At 34.3% G+C, this 17517-nt stretch carries 12 protein-coding genes and 1 other annotated feature; of the genes, 8 read left to right on the top strand and 4 right to left on the bottom strand.

Annotated features, from left to right (window positions below; all coding sequences use genetic code 11):
* The first annotated feature begins 249 nt into the window (after positions 1 to 249).
* Positions 250 to 1326: a bifunctional 3-deoxy-7-phosphoheptulonate synthase/chorismate mutase gene (locus HHU08_RS17790; protein WP_016202825.1), complete on the top strand. Its 1077-nt coding sequence runs from the start codon at positions 250 to 252 to the stop codon at positions 1324 to 1326.
* A gap of 396 nt (positions 1327 to 1722) precedes the next feature.
* Positions 1723 to 2721, top strand: a complete 999-nt coding sequence (ccpA, locus tag HHU08_RS17785) for a catabolite control protein A (RefSeq protein WP_016202824.1) — start codon at positions 1723 to 1725, stop codon at positions 2719 to 2721.
* A 107-nt stretch (positions 2722 to 2828) separates the two neighbouring features.
* Here ccpA and HHU08_RS17780 read toward each other — a convergent pair whose 3' ends face one another.
* Positions 2829 to 5717 carry a transglycosylase domain-containing protein gene (locus HHU08_RS17780; protein ID WP_169188978.1) on the bottom strand — a complete coding sequence of 963 codons (2889 nt, stop codon included), beginning with the start codon at positions 5715 to 5717 and terminating at the stop codon, positions 2829 to 2831.
* A 147-nt stretch (positions 5718 to 5864) separates the two neighbouring features.
* Positions 5865 to 6090: a binding site (T-box leader), on the top strand.
* Between the two features lie 87 nt (positions 6091 to 6177).
* Here HHU08_RS17780 and tyrS point away from each other — a divergent pair.
* The 3 genes from tyrS to HHU08_RS17765 all read left to right on the top strand — a co-directional run bounded on the left by tyrS (position 6178) and on the right by HHU08_RS17765 (position 9355).
* Positions 6178 to 7434: a tyrosine--tRNA ligase gene (tyrS, locus tag HHU08_RS17775; protein WP_101730632.1), complete on the top strand. Its 1257-nt coding sequence runs from the start codon at positions 6178 to 6180 to the stop codon at positions 7432 to 7434.
* A 379-nt stretch (positions 7435 to 7813) separates the two neighbouring features.
* A complete protein-coding gene (locus tag HHU08_RS17770; RefSeq protein ID WP_016202821.1) occupies positions 7814 to 8518 on the top strand; it encodes a hypothetical protein in 705 nt (234 codons plus the stop codon).
* Between the two features lie 336 nt (positions 8519 to 8854).
* On the top strand, positions 8855 to 9355 hold the full coding sequence (locus HHU08_RS17765) for an AAA family ATPase (protein ID WP_016202820.1): 501 nt from the start codon (positions 8855 to 8857) through the stop codon (positions 9353 to 9355).
* Between the two features lie 210 nt (positions 9356 to 9565).
* Here HHU08_RS17765 and rpsD read toward each other — a convergent pair whose 3' ends face one another.
* Positions 9566 to 10168 carry a 30S ribosomal protein S4 gene (rpsD, locus tag HHU08_RS17760; protein WP_016202819.1) on the bottom strand — a complete coding sequence of 201 codons (603 nt, stop codon included), beginning with the start codon at positions 10166 to 10168 and terminating at the stop codon, positions 9566 to 9568.
* Between the two features lie 819 nt (positions 10169 to 10987).
* On the opposite strand from rpsD, the gene HHU08_RS17755 reads away from it, so the two are divergent.
* Positions 10988 to 12868 carry a sensor domain-containing diguanylate cyclase gene (locus HHU08_RS17755; RefSeq protein WP_169188977.1) on the top strand — a complete coding sequence of 627 codons (1881 nt, stop codon included), beginning with the start codon at positions 10988 to 10990 and terminating at the stop codon, positions 12866 to 12868.
* Between the two features lie 151 nt (positions 12869 to 13019).
* On the opposite strand, the gene HHU08_RS17750 is transcribed toward HHU08_RS17755, so the two are convergent.
* Complete coding sequence (locus HHU08_RS17750) at positions 13020 to 13502, bottom strand: GAF domain-containing protein (protein ID WP_169188976.1); 483 nt, start codon at positions 13500 to 13502, stop codon at positions 13020 to 13022.
* Positions 13503 to 13963: 461 nt separating this feature from the next.
* Here HHU08_RS17750 and refZ point away from each other — a divergent pair, with 461 nt between their 5' ends.
* On the top strand, positions 13964 to 14590 hold the full coding sequence (gene refZ, locus HHU08_RS17745; protein ID WP_016202816.1) for a forespore capture DNA-binding protein RefZ: 627 nt from the start codon (positions 13964 to 13966) through the stop codon (positions 14588 to 14590).
* On the opposite strand, the gene hisJ is transcribed toward refZ, so the two are convergent.
* A complete protein-coding gene (gene hisJ / locus HHU08_RS17740; RefSeq protein WP_101730633.1) occupies positions 14573 to 15379 on the bottom strand; it encodes a histidinol-phosphatase HisJ in 807 nt (268 codons plus the stop codon). The genes refZ and hisJ overlap by 18 nt on opposite strands.
* Before the next feature lie 407 nt (positions 15380 to 15786).
* Between hisJ and ezrA the strand changes: the two genes are divergently transcribed.
* Entirely contained in the window at positions 15787 to 17490 is a 1704-nt protein-coding gene (gene ezrA / locus HHU08_RS17735) for a septation ring formation regulator EzrA (RefSeq protein WP_016202814.1), read from the top strand.
* Positions 17491 to 17517 lie beyond the last annotated feature (27 nt).

Below are 17517 nucleotides of genomic sequence, written 5' to 3'. Positions count from 1 at the left end.
GGGAAAACACCTTCTTTTTATTTAAAGATTGTTAATAGAATATAAGATAAATTTATAGGAAAAGATTTATTATTTGAAACAATTAAACGCTTTAACGCTTAAAAGCGTTTAATTGTTAAAGAAAAATAGTGACAATGCGATAAATATGATTTATAATTAATCCAATTAAGAGAAATGTAACATATTTTTGCATTTGTATAAATGAAATTATACAGTTTTATGCTTTTTAAATGAAGGGATGAGATGATTGTGAGCAATAAAGAATTAGAAGAATTGCGTAATCGAGTAGATGAGTTAAACTTAGAAATTTTAGAAAAAATTAATGAGAGGGCAAGTCTAGTTCAAAAAATTGGCCAGACAAAAGGAACCCACGGCGCACATCGATATGATCCTGTTCGTGAAAGAAAAATGCTTGATCATATTGTAAATAAAAATGATGGACCGTTTGATAATGCCACTATTTCTCATTTATTTAAGCAAATTTTTAAAATGGGTTTACAATTACAACAAGAAGATGATAGCAAAGCTTTATTAGTATCTCGTAAGAAAAAGGCAGAGGACACAATTGTTGACGTAAAAGGAACAAAAATTGGTGATGGTACGCCTAAATTTGTGTTTGGTCCATGTTCAGTAGAATCTTATGAGCAAGTAGCACAAGTGGCTGCATCTGTTCAGGCTAAAGGGCTAAAGCTTCTGCGTGGAGGTGCGTTCAAACCGAGAACATCACCATATGATTTCCAAGGACTTGGTGTAGAAGGCTTGAAAATTTTAAAAAGAGTAGCGGATGAATATGATTTAGCTGTAATTAGTGAAATTGTTAGTACGGAACATATTGAAACAGCATTAGATTATATTGATGTAATCCAAATTGGTGCACGTAATATGCAAAACTTTGAATTATTAAAAGCTGCTGGTAGTGTAAAAAAACCGATTCTTTTAAAACGTGGATTAGCAGCAACGATTGAAGAATTTATAAATGCAGCAGAGTATATTATGTCACAAGGAAATGATCAAATTATCCTTTGTGAGCGTGGTATTCGTACGTATGAACGTGCTACAAGAAATACATTAGATATTTCAGCTGTTCCAATTTTAAAACAAGAAACACATCTTCCAGTTTTCGTGGATGTTACCCATTCAACAGGAAGAAAGGATCTATTATTACCTTGTGCGAAGGCAGCTCTAGCTATTGGTGCAGATGGAGTAATGGCAGAGGTTCACCCTGATCCAGCAGTTGCATTATCTGATTCAGCACAACAAATGGATATTGAACAATTCGATGAATTTTACCGTGCAATACAATCTACACCATATGTAAGAGCATAAAAGGATAGAAAAATTTGTGAAAGTTAAATTGGCCCTGTATATGTTAGTTAAAATTGCTAACAAGTACAGGGTATTTTTTATTTTGAAAAAAACGTACTTAATTAATAGTTTTTAATATGTTAATATGATAAATTCATTTATATTTTTTTTTATTTTATGGTAAACTGTATGGAAGAATGCTTAAATAAAGGTATTTTTAGCTGAAAACCGGAAAAATGTCGGTTTTTTTTGAAAAAAAATGAAAGCTTGTCATTGCAGGTTTTCCAGTGATATCGTATCATTAGTACATAATTAGACAAGATTAGCTAAAAAGAGAATCGTGGATGATTAGGAAATAGCTTCTTGCCATAAAATAATAGAAGAAATTAGTTCGACTAAAAGGAGTGCGAAATAACAATGAATATAACAATATACGACGTTGCAAGAGAAGCAAGTGTTTCCATGGCAACTGTTTCCCGTGTTGTTAATGGAAATCCAAATGTGAAACCAACAACAAGAAAAAAGGTATTAGAAGTAATTGATCGATTAGGTTATCGTCCTAATGCAGTAGCAAGAGGACTTGCAAGCAAAAAAACAACTACAGTTGGCGTAATTATTCCAGACATATCAAGCACCTTCTTTGCGGAATTAGCAAGAGGTATTGAAGATATTGCTACAATGTATAAATATAATATTATTCTAAGTAATTCGGATCAAAATAAAGATAAAGAGCTACACTTATTAAATACAATGCTAGGTAAACAAGTAGATGGTATTGTTTTTATGGGCGGTAATATAACAGAAGAACATGTTGCTGAGTTTGAAAAGTCACCAGTGCCGATTGTTCTTGCAGCTAGTATTGAAGAAAGTAAAAAGATTTCTTCGGTTAATATTGATTATGCGCAAGCCACATATGATGTAGTGACTAGTTTTGTTGAGAAGGGTCATAAGTCTATTGGAATCGTACTTGGATCATTGGAAGAACCAATCAATAAAAATGAGAAATTAGGCGGTTACAAGAAGGCTCTAGAAGTTGCTGGAATCGAATATAACGAGTCCTTAGTAGTAGAAGGTGATTATAGCTATGAATCTGGTATGGAATCCTTCGATAAGTTAATGGAAAGCGATAATAAACCAACGGCTATCTTTGTAGGGTCAGATGAAATGGCGCTAGGTGTCATTCATGGGGCAGAAGATAAAGGATATAAAGTACCGGAAGATTTCGAAATTGTTACCTCTGATAATACAAAATTAACGTTAATGGTTCGTCCGCAACTAACAACAGTTGTTCAGCCGTTATATGACATTGGTGCTGTAGCCATGAGATTACTCACTAAATATATGAATAAAGAAACGGTGGAAGATCATATTGTTACACTTCCACATCGAATTGAATCTCGTAATTCAACAAAATGAGTTTAAAAAAACAAAGCTGAATGCTTTGTTTTTTTTGAAGAACAATAAACTGGAAGCTAACTATAAAAACAAAAGGGAGAATCAATAGTAGACTCTCCCTTTCGCTTTTAAGTATTCTCTTTTTCATCAGCTTTTTCGGTTTGTTCTTTGTTGTCCTGCTGTTTATTTTCATTATTATTTGCTGGTTTATTAGCGTCTTTTTTTTCTGTGTTTTTATTCTCTGCCTTTTTACTCTCTTCGTTTTTATTTTTATCCTCTTTTTTTTCTTGCGTATTGCCTATGACAATCTCATTCGATGCCTTTGATTCTTTACCGGCAATATCAACCGCCTTAACGATATAGGTCCCTTTTCCAGCTTTAAAGCTCAACGCATTTTCTGCTTTTAAGCTTTTCACCTTTTTACCGTCTTTATATACACGATATCCAATAACATCTTTTTCACCATGCTTATTCCAGGTTATCGTATCACCTTTAAGGTTGATTTTTAGTGCGTTAGGTGCCTTTCCATTGTCTTCAATTTTATTATTAGGAATGATAAGATTCTTCAGCTTTTGGTTGTTTTCGCTAAGAATACTTGGATCACTGATACGAATACCAAAAAGTTTTTCGATGTAATCAGGATTTAGCATTAATCCTGATTCAGAAAACTCACTTGGGGTTGAATCTAATGCCATGTATTTCTTGTCGCCGATTTGAACATATTTACCTGCTACTAAGCTGTCATCTCTTTTCGATGGTGCCATACCAGATTTAAATAAATCGGTTGTGACCAGTCCAGCTTTTGAGCAGCCCTCAGAAGGTAATAGTCCAGAAATAGAACACACAGATTGTCTTACGATTCCACCAGGCATTTTAAAGCTTTCAGAAGGGTCTACAAGCTCAGGAGCAACGTCGTAAGCTGCGTTTAGTAAATCTGCCCATAAATAGTTATTACGTTTACTGTATGATAAACCAGATGTTTCTAATGTTTTTGGTGTATCATAACCTGTCCATACACCGAACGTAACATTCGGATTTGTGGCAATTAACCAAGAGTCATTAAGATCTTGTGTTGTACCAGTTTTCCCAGCCCAATCTGACTGGAATTTTAAACGACCTTTTACAGCCGCCGCCGTTCCTTGATTAATAACATCTCTCATCATGTCCAACGTTAAATAAGCTGTTTGTGGGCTAAATACATCCACTGGCTTTACTTCATGTTGATAAATAACATTGCCGTTTTTATCTTCAATTTTCTCAATCATATATGCGTCAATATGTTTACCACTATTAGCAAATGTAGAAAATGCATTTGTATTCTCCTCAACCGTTACACCGTATGAAAGTCCTCCGATAGCGGCAGATCTTGTTGAATAGTCATTTTCATTTAAAGAAGTAATACCCATTTTTTCCAAGTATTTAATTGGATTTTGCGACAGGATATCAATATATGCCTTAACAGCAGGTACATTATAGGATTGTTGAAGTGCATATCTTGCTGTGACTAAACCATGGAATTGGTTATCGTAGTTTTTTGGCCATATTTTTCCTGGTGAACTAGGGTCTAGTCGTAATGGTACGTCTGGAAGAACACTACCTGGTGATAATGTGCCTAGTTCAATAGCTGGAGCATAAACTAATAGCGGCTTCATTGTTGATCCGTTTGGTCTCAAGCTCCTTGTAGCATGGTTTGTCGCTTCTCGATTATAATCGCGTCCTCCAACAAAGCTTATGATAGCTCCCGTTTTGTTTTCAATCATAATGGCTCCGGTTTCTACTGGTTCCATTATGGTCACTTTTTCTTTTGTTTCTGGATCAATAACTTGTTGTTCTTTATCTGGTCCAAAAAGGGAGTAATTTTTCACCGTTTTTTGTTGAATATCATAGATTTTCTTGTTGATTGTACTATGAATTTTATAGCCGTTTTGATGAATTTGACGGTCAGCAATTGTAGTGTATTGTTCTGCTAATATGTCATCTTCTTGTAAGTCTTCTTTTGTGTATCCATCTTCTTTTGCTAACAACTCAGCAATGATTTCGATACTTCTTTGTTGAATCTCAATTGTTACTGCTGGATAGTCCTCAATCGGGCTTTTTTGAGGGCCGATAAAATCTTTAGTTATATCATATGCCATTGCTGCATCATAATCTTTTTTAGAAATTTTCTCTTGATCATACATTCTGTTTAATACAGTTTTCATCCGGTTTAGACCAGGCTCTAAATTCTTTTTTAATTTCCCTTCTTGTGTAAAAGGAGTGTAACCAAATGGACTTTGTGGAAGGCCAGCAATAAATGCAGCCTGTGGCAAAGTTAAGTCCTTCGCATCAATCCCAAAAATACCGTTTGCTGCAGATTGTACACCAGCAATATTTCTTCCAGATGAATTTCTTCCAAAAGTGGATACGTTTAAGTAAGCTTCTAATATTTCATCCTTTTCAAAGAATTTCTCTAGCCTCAGTGCAAGCAGAATTTCCTTTGCTTTCCTCTCAAAGGAGACTTCGTTTGTTAAAATCTGATTCTTTATTAATTGCTGTGTTAAGGTACTTCCTCCTGATTGAGTAGAAGCATTGGTTACTTCTTGAAATAATGCGCGGAAGATGGATTTGGGCACTACTCCGTTATGAGTATAGAAATTCTCATCTTCGGTAGCAATCACAGCATCTTTTAAATAGCTTGAAACATCATTTATTTTAACTTCCTCTCTTTCAAGGTCAGTTGGTACTTTTCCTAAATAAACATTATTGGCAAAGTATAATTCTGATGTTTCTTCATAATTATAAATATCTTTTTGCATTGCTGCATAAGGACGGATTGGCTCATCCTTTACAAGTGAAGCAAAATATCCTGCACCAATTCCGAGTCCAAAAGCACCACCGATTGCAATGATAATGATAAAAACTAAAGCCACATTCCATGTTGCTTCATAGGTTATACGGGCACCTTTTAGTGTTCGTTTATTGGTGAAGAAGTTTTTAAAATGGCTTAAAGCATTTTTCCACTTCGGCCTTTCATTCATGGTATCATTCCCCCTAAAATCACATACATTATAGCATAAAGCGGAGTGAAATATAGGCAGAGTTCGATATTTTTCCTGTTTTTTCGAATATTTGTTTGACAATAACTGCATATTTATGATAAAAATAAGCTAACTATATATTGATTCGTTATTGCGTTGAAGGGAAGAAGTAGTTCTTTTATCACTATGAACAGAGAGCCATTGGTCGGTGGAAAATGGTATAAATAAAAGGATGAATTACCTCCTGGAGCTTTCACTGGGAAAGTTGTTTTAATTAGTAGCAGTGAACGGCATGAACCGTTATTCTAAATGAAGTGGAGAATATTATTTTCTCAAGTTTTGGGTGGTACCGCGCTAATTTGGCGTCCCTGCATTAAATGCAGGGATTTTTTTGCGTTTATTTTTAGGCAATAGCGAAAAATATGACAGGGACAATAATTCAATTAATGGAGGAATATAAATGAATTTACTAGAAGATCTGCAATGGAGAGGGATTATTTATCAACAGACAGATGAAGAAGGCCTAAAAGAACAATTAGCAAAAGGAATGACTAGTTTATACTGTGGAGTTGATCCGACTGCTGATAGTATGCATATTGGACATTTATTGCCTTTTCTAACGTTGAGACGTTTTCAAAATGCTGGACATCGTCCGATTGTCTTAGTTGGTGGAGCTACTGGTTTAATCGGAGATCCAAGTGGAAAAAGCGAAGAAAGAAAACTACAAACATTAGATATTATTGGTCATAATGTAAAATGCTTGCAAGCCCAATTAGAAAGAATCTTTGATTTTGATGGAACAAATGGTGCGGTTATGGTTAATAACTATGACTGGGCAGGAAAAATGGATATTGTTACATTCCTACGTGATTACGGAAAACATATTGGAGTTAACTACATGTTAGCAAAAGATACGATTGCTAATCGCCTAGAAACAGGAATTTCCTTTACTGAATTCACATATACGATTTTACAAGCGTTAGACTTTTTACATTTATATGAGCATCATGATTGTAAATTGCAAATTGGTGGTAGTGACCAATGGGGGAATATTACGACTGGACTTGAATTAATCAGAAAGAATATGCAAGAAGGAGCAAAGGCTTATGGATTAACAATTCCTCTTGTAACGAAAGCAGACGGTACGAAATTCGGTAAAACAGAAAGCGGAGCGGTTTGGTTAGATCCTGAAAAAACAACACCGTATGAGTTTTATCAATTTTGGATTAACACTGCAGATGCTGATGTGATTAAGTATTTAAAATTCTTTACTTTCCTTTCGAAAGAAGAAATTGAGGGATTAGAAAAATCTGTACAAGAAGAAGCACATTTACGCAATGCACAAAAAACGTTAGCAGAAGAAATGACAAAATTAATTCACGGGGAAGCTGCCCTTGAACAGGCACAAAAGATAACGGCAGCACTCTTTAGTGGAGATATTAAAAATTTAACTGCGGGAGAAATCAAACAAGGTTTTAAAGATGTGCCGACATATGAACATACAGAAGGGGAAGCTCTGCTTGTTGATTTACTTGTTGCAGCTGGCATTGTATCCTCTAAAAGACAAGCGCGTGAAGATATAACAAACGGCGCTGTCTACATCAATGGCGAACGTAAACAGGAATTAGATTATGTGCTTGCAGCAGAAGATCGTATCGAAGAACAATTTACGGTAATTAGACGTGGAAAGAAAAAATATTATTTAATAAAGTTTTAAGGGAAAACGCCCTGAAAGGATAACTTTTAGGGTGTGTTTTATTTAGCTAGTAAAGATAGTTTAATTTCCGTGGGAAAAAGCTTAAAGTTATTGATAATTGAAATAAGAAACTACCTCTGAAAACTCTTTTTTTTCGAATGGCAACATTTTGTTACAAAATATTGTCTAAAATGTGAAAAAGATATATTTTTTTCCAATTGTAATCTGTTTATCGGATAAAATGCTTTATACTTATATCCATAAACAATTAATTGGAGGAGGGGGAAGCGGGAAGATGTAGAATAGACTTACTTTTCCTGTGAAATCAATGAAATTAAACAGTGAAGTCTTAAATATACCGTCTCCTTTTTTAGAGTATATTGTGATGAGAATGTTTCTGATGAAGTATTTTGAAAAGGAACATTACTCTATCGCCTTTCAATATCCTTTAAGCCGTTTTGAAAGCAGTTATGTGATACCTGAATTTCAAATGCTTTTTGATAAAGTAAAATGGAAAAATAATGTTATTACTTTAATTAATTTACGCCAGAATATATATGAACAAATCTTAATGCAGGTAAATAAATGTGAAAATCAATCAGCTTATCTTACGATTATTAACTATTTAAATCAACAAATGAAAGTTGAGGATCGTATGGATTGCTTTCCAACAATCTTGACTGGTGATCTTGTTTCGCCTGAATGGAGTGTCGGGCAAAAAAAAGATGGAATAATAGAGTTATCCAAGAATCAAAAAGCATTTGGAGATAGAGTGGGTCTTTCTAGTGGAGAAACTAAGGTAAAAAACGAATTGGAATTACAAAAGATAATTTATCAGGTCGTTCATGAATACTGGCTTGTATATGAACAAAAACGGGAAAAAACGGTTATTCAAATAAGCCTACCAAATATTAAATATACTAGAGACATAGAGATGAAAATAAAAGATTTGTTCTTTCCATTCTTCCATCAAGTACAAGTAGCAACTTTTTTTTATGAAGAAGGCTTATATATAAATAACATTATTGTAAAAAAACCGAAAAAGAAAGAAAAGGCTAATTGGGGGGAGTTACTGTTTCCCTTGGGAGAAGAAAGCGACTTTTAGTTGAAAGAAGACATTAAATTCAAATAGCGGAATAATAAAAAAGCTCTGGTTCTTTGCGGAATCCAGGGCTTTTTGAAACCAAGGAATTGAGCGTTAATCCAAGAAGAATTAATGCTTTTTATTTAGGTTTCTTTTTGTAAATAAAGGGGCAGTCCAGATTGAACAAGAACAACAAGAAATGTTAAAATTTAAGCGATTGCAAACTTTTAAGGTCTATATGAAAAATGGTGAATGTGAAGCCATCGTATTTTTTTGCACCAACGGTTATTACATTTCAAGGATAAACGCTGATAAGCATAGCTTACAATGCTTATCCACTGAATGGAGGGGATAGCCATGGGCATTAGAAATTATCTGATTGAAGGAGTTTCCTGCACGGGCAAAACATCGGTTTGTAATGAATTGCAGAGGCGCGGCTACCATGCCATTCATGGTGACCGTGAATTGGCTTATCAAGGTGATCCGGAAACTGGTACACCGACGGATAGTGGCACGCATGAGCACCACATTTGGCGTGTAGATAAAGTAAAAGCTTTGGTTGCCAACCAGGATGAGGAGGTAACATTTTTCTGCGGTGGTTCTAGGAACTTTCCGAAATTTATAAATCTATTTGATAGCGTCTTTGTCCTCGAGGTGAACCTTACCACATTGAACGAGCGGCTTGATGGGCGACCGGAAAATGAGTGGGGCGGAAAGAAATCAGAAAGGGAACGCATTGTGCGATTACACCAAACGAAAGAAGACATTCCGAAAAATGGAATTATAATCGATGCCACCGCACCGATCGAGCACGTCGTTGACGAGATTGTCCGTCATAGCGAAGAAAATAAACGCTAACGATAGTAATTTTAACTCTTGGAGCGGAAAGTAATATCTCTTATTCAAAAATTCTACTTGTATACACGCGCTGAAATCACAGCCCCAATTTCATTCATATTTAATATTTAATACGCCGGTCGGTTAGTGAATAAAAAGAAAAAAGCCTTGAAATCTTGATTTAACAAGGTTTCTAAGGCTTTTAACATTGTGCTTCGCAAAGCAAAGGTATTAACGAGAGTAGAACTCAACGATAAGAGCTTCGTTAATTTCAGCTGGTAATTCAGAACGTTCTGGTAAACGAGTGAATGTACCTTCTAATTTATCTGCATCGAAAGTTAAGAAATCAGGTACGAAGTTATTTACTTCTACTGCTTCTTTAACAACTTCAAGGTTGCGAGATTTTTCACGTAAAGTGATTGTTTGACCAGCCTTAACGCGGTATGATGGGATATCAACGCGTTTGCCATCAACTAAGATATGACCGTGGTTAACTAACTGACGTGCTTGACGACGAGTACGAGCTAAACCTAAACGGTAAACAACGTTATCTAGGCGAGTTTCTAATAAGATCATGAAGTTTTCACCATGCTTACCAGTCATTTTGCCTGCGATATCAAAAAGATTACGGAATTGACGTTCGTTCACACCGTACATGTGACGAAGTTTTTGTTTTTCTTGTAATTGTAATCCGTATTCTGATAATTTTTTACGTTGGTTTGGACCATGTTGTCCTGGAGCGTAAGGGCGTTTGTCTAACTCCTTACCTGTACCACTTAAAGAAATACCAAGACGACGAGAAAGTTTCCAGCTTGGACCTGTATAACGAGCCATAATTGACTCCTCCTTCATGTTTTTATTTGGTAAAATAAAAACAGATGTAACATGTCTTCTTGTTTATTTTGTCTTCATGTACCTTCGCCCTAGCAGCCAAGGGTTACACAATACACCATCAAATCATAGTTTGAGGAACAAAATAAGACAAAAAGTGTTTACATATGCTGCGCTATTTTACACAAAGAATATTATATGATTTTTATAGGTGGAAAGTCAAGTAGTATTTATTATTATTTCGAATGATAGAAATCGCAGAATTATTTTCTTTAGAAAAGCAGGGATTTTTAACAGAATACAAAAATAATTTTTATCTACCTATTTATTGCCAATATGATATAATTAGTATAATTTAACTATATTATTAGGTTGTAATTTCCAGAAATCGCTTAATCCTTTTACATTTTACATAGTATGTTTAAGTCTATTACATGGCAATATAAGAGCTATAAGAGTGGAATTCCTCCTGTTTGCATTGGTAAACAGATAAGTATTTAGAACTGTTTTTAAGGCTGGTAATTAGCATCATTAGTTTTATGTCCTCAAAGAAAAAATTTCCCGTTAATCTTATTATGTGGTTATTTCTTAAAGTCTGTTGTTTTTGGATGCTTTAAAAGCAACATACTTTTGAGATTGGCAAAAAAGGTATTAAAATAACGAAACAATACGATAATAGTCAAATAAAATGATTCGTAACTGGATGGATATTAGATATTTCGATTTATTTTAATCTATTATAAATTCTTAGCGTATTAATATTTAGAAATATGATTTAATAAATCAAAGAATGAATAGTTAGGTGAATTAGGTGATAAATACATGGACTTCCTTGGCCACCAAAAAATATTAATATTAAAAAGTCGGTTTTTTGAATTATATGACACGAATTTGATAAATGAGAATTATGACATAATTATCCACGAAGCACTTAAAGCAATCCAAGAAGTATTTGACGCAGCTGAAGTTACGCTCTATACCAGTGAAGAATGGGATGTCAGTTGGACGATTGTATCATCCACCGAAAAAAAAGATCGTATAGGGAAGACTATTAGCTTAATGGAAGATGTCTCATTGGCATGCGAACATAAATTCTGTCGGTCACCTATTAAGGATGATTCAGTACATGATTATATGATGTTAGCCCTAAAAGGAAAGGAAAAAGAAAAAGTTGACCATATTTTAGCGATTAAGATTCAGAAGAAATTATGGGACAATCCAATCGAAGAAAATTCTTTATTTGATGATGTAGGGAAAGAAGTCGGAATATTTTTTAGAAATATGCAAAAAATGGTGGACATTACGAAAGACAAAAAGAAATATAAGCAATTATTTAAAGTAACAGAAAAGTTTCATTCGTCCATGATGATGGAAGACGTGCTAAGAGAAGTTATTTTCACGTTAAAAGAAGTATATCCATCGTATCATTATTACTTGTTACTTTCACATGACAATAATAGTCCGATGGATTTACCAGTAAAAGACTTAGAATATGATAGTGAAAACATGGCTGCGATGGAAGCGTATGTTACGGCGAAATTACAATTTGAAAACTTAAAAGAAGACAAAAATTCGGTCATCTATGCACCTTTGAAAGGAAAACAAGGTGTATATGGTGTCTTGCAAATTATTGTCCCAGGTGTTATCTCGTTTCCAAAAAACGAAGTGGAATTTATTTCTCTATTGGCTAATACAGCAGGAGGGGCTTTGGAAAATGCTCAGTTGTATCAACAATCCAAAAAATTAGTTGCTGATTTACAATTAATTAATGAGGCGTCACACCAATTAAATTCCAATTTGCGTTTAAATGAAATGATGACCTATATTTGTGAAAGAATATCCGCCAGCTTTGATGCAAAAGAAGTGGGATTTATCCTATTTTCTCTTGAAAATAATTCCACAACAGTACTTCTAGGAAGTTCTTCTTTCTTCTTTGAGCATGAATCACGTCAATACATTGATTATTTCAAAGAGAAAATACAAATAGAGAAAGACTCCCTGTTTTTAGGAGATTTCAGTATGCAGCTAGAAGGTACACAGTATAAATCTATAATGGCTGTACCAATGATGCAAACAGGCATATTAAAAGGATTTGCTATCGTAATGCATCCAGATGCCTATCATTTTTCGTTTGATACATTTAAACTTTTACAATCATTGATTCATCATTCTACCCTTGCTTTAACCAATTCTTTATTACGAGAGGAATTGGAAAAAATGGTCGTTACAGATCACTTAACAAAGCTATATTCAAGAAGTTACTTGGATGAGAAAATTCAGCGATCTTTAATGGAAGATAAGGAAGGTACGTTTATTCTAATCGATATTGATGATTTTAAATTGATAAATGATACATATGGTCATCAAATTGGTGATGATATCATCATTCAAGTTGCAAATATTATTAAAGATAATATTCGTAGTTCAGATGTTGGTTCAAGATGGGGTGGAGAAGAGCTAGCAATTTACCTACCAAAAGTGCCTCTTTCTTTAGGTGTAACGATTGCTGAACGTTTAGTAAAAAAGGTAAGGGAAAATTCTAGACCATCTGTAACCATATCATGTGGAGTTTCTTATTGGAATAAGCTAAGTGAGGATACGTATAATACACTTTTTAAGCGTGCAGACAAAGCGCTATATATAGCGAAAGAAACAGGGAAAGACAAGGTTATTATTCAAAATACACTTCTTGTAAGTGAATAAAAAGGTGTTCTACTTCTCTTTTGGAGAAAGGTAGAACACCTTTTTTATCTCACTTTTAATGGGCAGTAAGACCTCAAATTAAGGGAAGTCTTGCGTATGATGACAAACCATTTTAACTGCAAGCGTGCTAAGGGCAGTTCTTGCTAGCTTATTATAAAAACTTCATTAATGAACTTACAAATTGTTCTAAATAGGTTTGATCTAGTTCGTCAAATCGATTCTTTTCTGGAGAGTCGATATCAAGGACTCCCATTATAGTGCCGTCTTCTTTTAATAATGGGATAACGATTTCTGATTGAGAAGCTGCATCACAAGCAATATGGCCAGGGAATTGATGAACGTCCTCTACTCTTACCGTTTCTTTATTAAGGGCAGCTGTACCACAAACACCTTTTCCAAAAGGAATGCGGACACAAGCTGGTAATCCTTGGAATGGACCAAGAACAAGCTCGTTGTCCTCCACAAGATAAAAGCCCACCCAATTGATTTGGTTTAAAAATTGATTTAAGAGTGCAGACGCATTAGAAAGGTTTGCTATTGCATTAGATTCTCCTGCTAATAAAGCATTTAATTGTTTTATCACTAATTGATATTGTTCCTCGCGGTTACCATTATATGTTTCGACGTTAAACATGTATATCACCATTCTTTCTCGTTTTTTATGTTGTTTTTTGACGATAAATACAGAAGAAGTTAGTACTTTGTCGGAAATCTTTTAGAGGATTCTCCATCTTGATAAAGAAGTGTAATCATAGGTGAAATGTTATTTTTACATTCTTTTAAAAATGGCTGTTTGTTGTTTTTTCAATAGAAAAATTAATTATTTGGAAAAAGCTAAGCAGCCTGAATACATGTAGACGCCACGGGGATTAGCGAGACAGGTGAGACTCCGCAAGCTCACCGCTCTCCCCACGGAAAGCGAAAAGTCTATTCAAGCTGCGGGTAACAGCAACAAACTTTACGAAAACAGCCTAAAAAATAGATTGTGAAAACCAAAAGATTTATTTGCAAAAAACAGTCTTTCTAAATAATAGAAGTTTTTAATAATTCAACCATACTTTTTAAGGAATCGCAACAGAAAAGAGGTAAGGCGAAATGAAAGAAATTTCAACAAGGGACGCTATTGTAGAAGCAGCCATTTCCTTATTTAATCGGAAGGGCTATCATGGAACTTCTATTAGGGATATAGCTGGATTGGCAAAGGTAAACACAGCAAATATATCTTATTACTTTAATGGAAAACAGGGGTTGTTAGAATATTGCTATATGAACTTTTTTGAAACTTATTTAGAGCTGTTAGAAGAGGTATTCTTGCAAACTGGTAGTCCAACCGAAAAATTAAAAAGAATGGTCGACAGTATTATTACCTATCAATGTAAAAATCCTCAACTAACAAGATTTGTTTTGCGAGAGGTTTCGATTGATTCACAGGTTGTAAGAGAAATAATGTCCACCTATTATGTAAAAGAAAGATACATCTTTACGCAAATTTTTGAAAAAGGAATAGAGAGCAAAGAATTTAGAAAACAGTCTATATCCTATAGCATTATTCAATTAAAAGGGTTACTCTCCATGCCTTTTATTCATTCTTACTATGTGACGGAAGTTCTCCATGTTTTCTTACATGAAGACTACTTCAAAAGAAAATACCTAGAAGAGATTCATCGGTGGATTCATGATATCGTTTGTTTAACTGAGAAAGAATTATCGATCATTCCATAACATGACGTTCCAGCCCTGTCCTAAATCTTGAGCTTGATGAGCATCTGAACCATAAATCAATGGAATATTGCGTTTTACCGCTTCTTCAACAATCCAGTTAGGTGGATATGGTTCTTTACAATATGGTTTATTGACACCTGCTCCATTATAATCTAGTTCATATCCTTGATTTTTCACTTCTTCCAATATGGCGAAAAGTACTGTTTGGAAGTTTTGCTCCAAAGGGTACATATGGTGGAACTTACGTATAAGTGTCATATGACCGATTCGTTTTGGCTTGGCTGGTCCTAAATCTGCTTTAATCGATTTTAAAAGTGTTTGATAATAGCAATCATATATTTTTGAAACTCCTCCGTATTGTTCGACCATTTTTCCAAAATATTCAGGGCTATAATCAACGCAATCATAGTGAGTGGACATTGGATTCTTCAAAAAGTGTACACTTAGAATACTGTCATCTAAAAAGTGACCCCATTCAGCTAGAAAATTTTTTATTTCTAGCTCAAATCCTTCTATATAATCTATTTCTAATCCTACGTTTATCTTGATTCTCTTTTCGTACTCTTTTTTTATCCTTTGCACGTCCTCTAAATAAAAAGGTAAAACTTCCAGCGTTATGCTACTGTCTTGTGTTGGTGTTGTATCGATAAATCCTTTTGGCAAGGGAGCATGCTCAGTAAATGTCATTTCCGTGAAACCGAGAGCAATGGCTTGTTCTGCATATTGCGTAAGAGAATCCTTCGTTCCATGGGGACAATATGGTGTATGGATGTGCCCGTCCTTTTTCATTGTAATAACACCCTTTCCATTCATTCTTTTATCAATATTATACCTAATATAGCAGGAAGATTAATAAAGAAGTAGTCCATACGTGTTTTTTATGAAAAATACTTATATAATTAAGATATCTATCGAACGATGAAAAAAGTAGACGAAATTATGAAAAAAACATAAAATAATAGTCAAAAATTGTCGTTTACATGTTATCATAAATACAAAGAATGGAACCTACTTAAAAAGAGACATCTATCATCGTTTTAACTCGTGCATTATTGGATAGATTTGTTGAACTCGATTGAGTTTTTTATGACAGTTAGTCTGTTGTTATTTAATGATGGATTACTGCCTTGATATTAGATAAAATTTAGTTAAAATAGATACGGAATTATGGCCGGTGTATGAACAGGGGGCTTCAAATGAATTACATAATTGGAGGAATAGGCATTGCTATTTGCTTATTCGTAGCGGGATATTTTATTAAAAGAAAATATTATAATGGTGTCGATGAATTAGAAAATTGGAAAATAAACATGATGAATCGTCCAGTTTTGGAAGAACTCACAAAGGTTAAACAATTGAATATGATTGGGCAAACCGAAGAGTTGTTTGAACGATGGAGAAAAGAATGGGACGATATAGTTACAACTGAGTTACCAGATATTGAAGAACTTCTTTTTGATACAGAGAGTTATATTGATAAATATAACTTTCCAAAAGCGAAAAAGACACAAGATACGATTCGCATGAAAATGGAAAGTGTAGATAAAAGGATCGATACAATCTTAGAGGAACTTAATAACCTTGTAGGTAGTGAAGAAAAAAACCGAACGGAAATTGAAGACCTGAAAGAATCCTATCGACTAAGCAAAAAAAATCTTTTAGCTCATCGCCATACTTTTGGCGATACGGAGAAAAAGATTGAAACGATGCTTCATGAAACATCGGAATTATTTATTGCTTATGATGAAAAAACAAATAATGGAGATTATTTAGAAGCAAGAGAAATTGTCTATAAAATCCAGGATCGTTTAACAACCATTACTTATCTTATTGAGAAGATTCCTCCATTACTAATTGAATGTCAGACGAAATTACCAGAGCAGCTGGATGAGTTGAAAGATGGCTATGTTGACATGATCGAGCAGGGATACATTTTAGAACATTTACAAATGGAAGAAGAGATAGAAAATTTAACAAATGAGCTTGCTTCAACAGAAAATGAAATAAAAGAAGGAAATGTGGAGGTAGTAGAGAAAGTTATTTCTGAAATTCAGGAGAAACTTGATTTACTTTATGATTTATTAGAGAAAGAAGTGCTTGCAAAAAATTATTGCAGCAATAATATGATGGCAACAAAGGATATCCTAGAAGATGTTCAACAAGGAAATGCGCAGCTACAAGTGGAAGTTGGATTATTGCAAAAGAACTATAATCTAGATAATGAAGATATTGAGCTTCAATTTAAGCTGGAGAAGAGATTAAATTTCCTTTTCAAGCAATATGAAGTATTAGAGCATAAGTTAATGAAGGAATCAGCTGCACACACTTTATTAGGGGAAGAGCTAAAGGAATTGAAGGAACAGCTAGAAAATGCATCTTTAGAACAAAAAGCCTTATTTGAAAAGCTCCATGCTCTTCGTAAAGATGAAGTATCTGCACATAATCGTTTGAGCGAATTAAGTAAACAAGTGGCGGATGCTGTTAGAAGAGTGACGAATAGCAATTTACCAGGTGTTACAGATGAGTACAATGAACTAGTGCATGAAGCGAAAGAAAGTATCGATGAAGTAAAAAGAATGTTAGAACGCACGCCATTAAATATGGTTGAAGTGAAGAGGATTATAGATTTAACAGAAGAAAAAGTGAAAGTATTAGTGAATGCAACAATTGAATTAGTTGAAACTGTTTATTTAGCAGAGAGAATAATTCAATATGGAAACAGATACCGTCGCAAATCTCAAAAAGTCCACCAAGGCTTACTAGAAGCTGAAGCACATTTTAGAAACTATCGCTATAAAGAGGCTCTGCAATATGCAGCAGCAACAATAGAAGAAATTGAACCAGGAAGCACCAATAAAATCGAAGCTTGGTCGAATGAATGGAAAGAAAATCAAAGTTAATGACATCCAGCTAATTCGATAATGTCC

This window comes from Niallia alba (assembly GCF_012933555.1).
GTDB lineage: Bacteria > Bacillota > Bacilli > Bacillales > Cytobacillaceae > Niallia > Niallia alba.
This window is presented reverse-complemented; position numbering and strand designations above follow the sequence as displayed.

Excerpts from the sequence above, each read along its gene's own strand:
- ezrA (WP_016202814.1), top strand. The coding sequence starts at position 15,787 with ATGAATTACATAATTGGAGGAATAGGCATTGCTATTTGCTTATTCGTA.
- rpsD (WP_016202819.1), bottom strand. The coding sequence starts at position 10,168 with ATGGCTCGTTATACAGGTCCAAGCTGGAAACTTTCTCGTCGTCTTGGT.
- hisJ (WP_101730633.1), bottom strand. The coding sequence starts at position 15,379 with ATGAAAAAGGACGGGCACATCCATACACCATATTGTCCCCATGGAACG.
- HHU08_RS17755 (WP_169188977.1), top strand. The coding sequence starts at position 10,988 with ATGGACTTCCTTGGCCACCAAAAAATATTAATATTAAAAAGTCGGTTT.
- HHU08_RS17750 (WP_169188976.1), bottom strand. The coding sequence starts at position 13,502 with ATGTTTAACGTCGAAACATATAATGGTAACCGCGAGGAACAATATCAA.
- HHU08_RS17770 (WP_016202821.1), top strand. The coding sequence starts at position 7,814 with ATGAAGTATTTTGAAAAGGAACATTACTCTATCGCCTTTCAATATCCT.
- ccpA (WP_016202824.1), top strand. The coding sequence starts at position 1,723 with ATGAATATAACAATATACGACGTTGCAAGAGAAGCAAGTGTTTCCATG.
- tyrS (WP_101730632.1), top strand. The coding sequence starts at position 6,178 with ATGAATTTACTAGAAGATCTGCAATGGAGAGGGATTATTTATCAACAG.
- refZ (WP_016202816.1), top strand. The coding sequence starts at position 13,964 with ATGAAAGAAATTTCAACAAGGGACGCTATTGTAGAAGCAGCCATTTCC.
- HHU08_RS17780 (WP_169188978.1), bottom strand. The coding sequence starts at position 5,717 with ATGAATGAAAGGCCGAAGTGGAAAAATGCTTTAAGCCATTTTAAAAAC.
- HHU08_RS17765 (WP_016202820.1), top strand. The coding sequence starts at position 8,855 with ATGGGCATTAGAAATTATCTGATTGAAGGAGTTTCCTGCACGGGCAAA.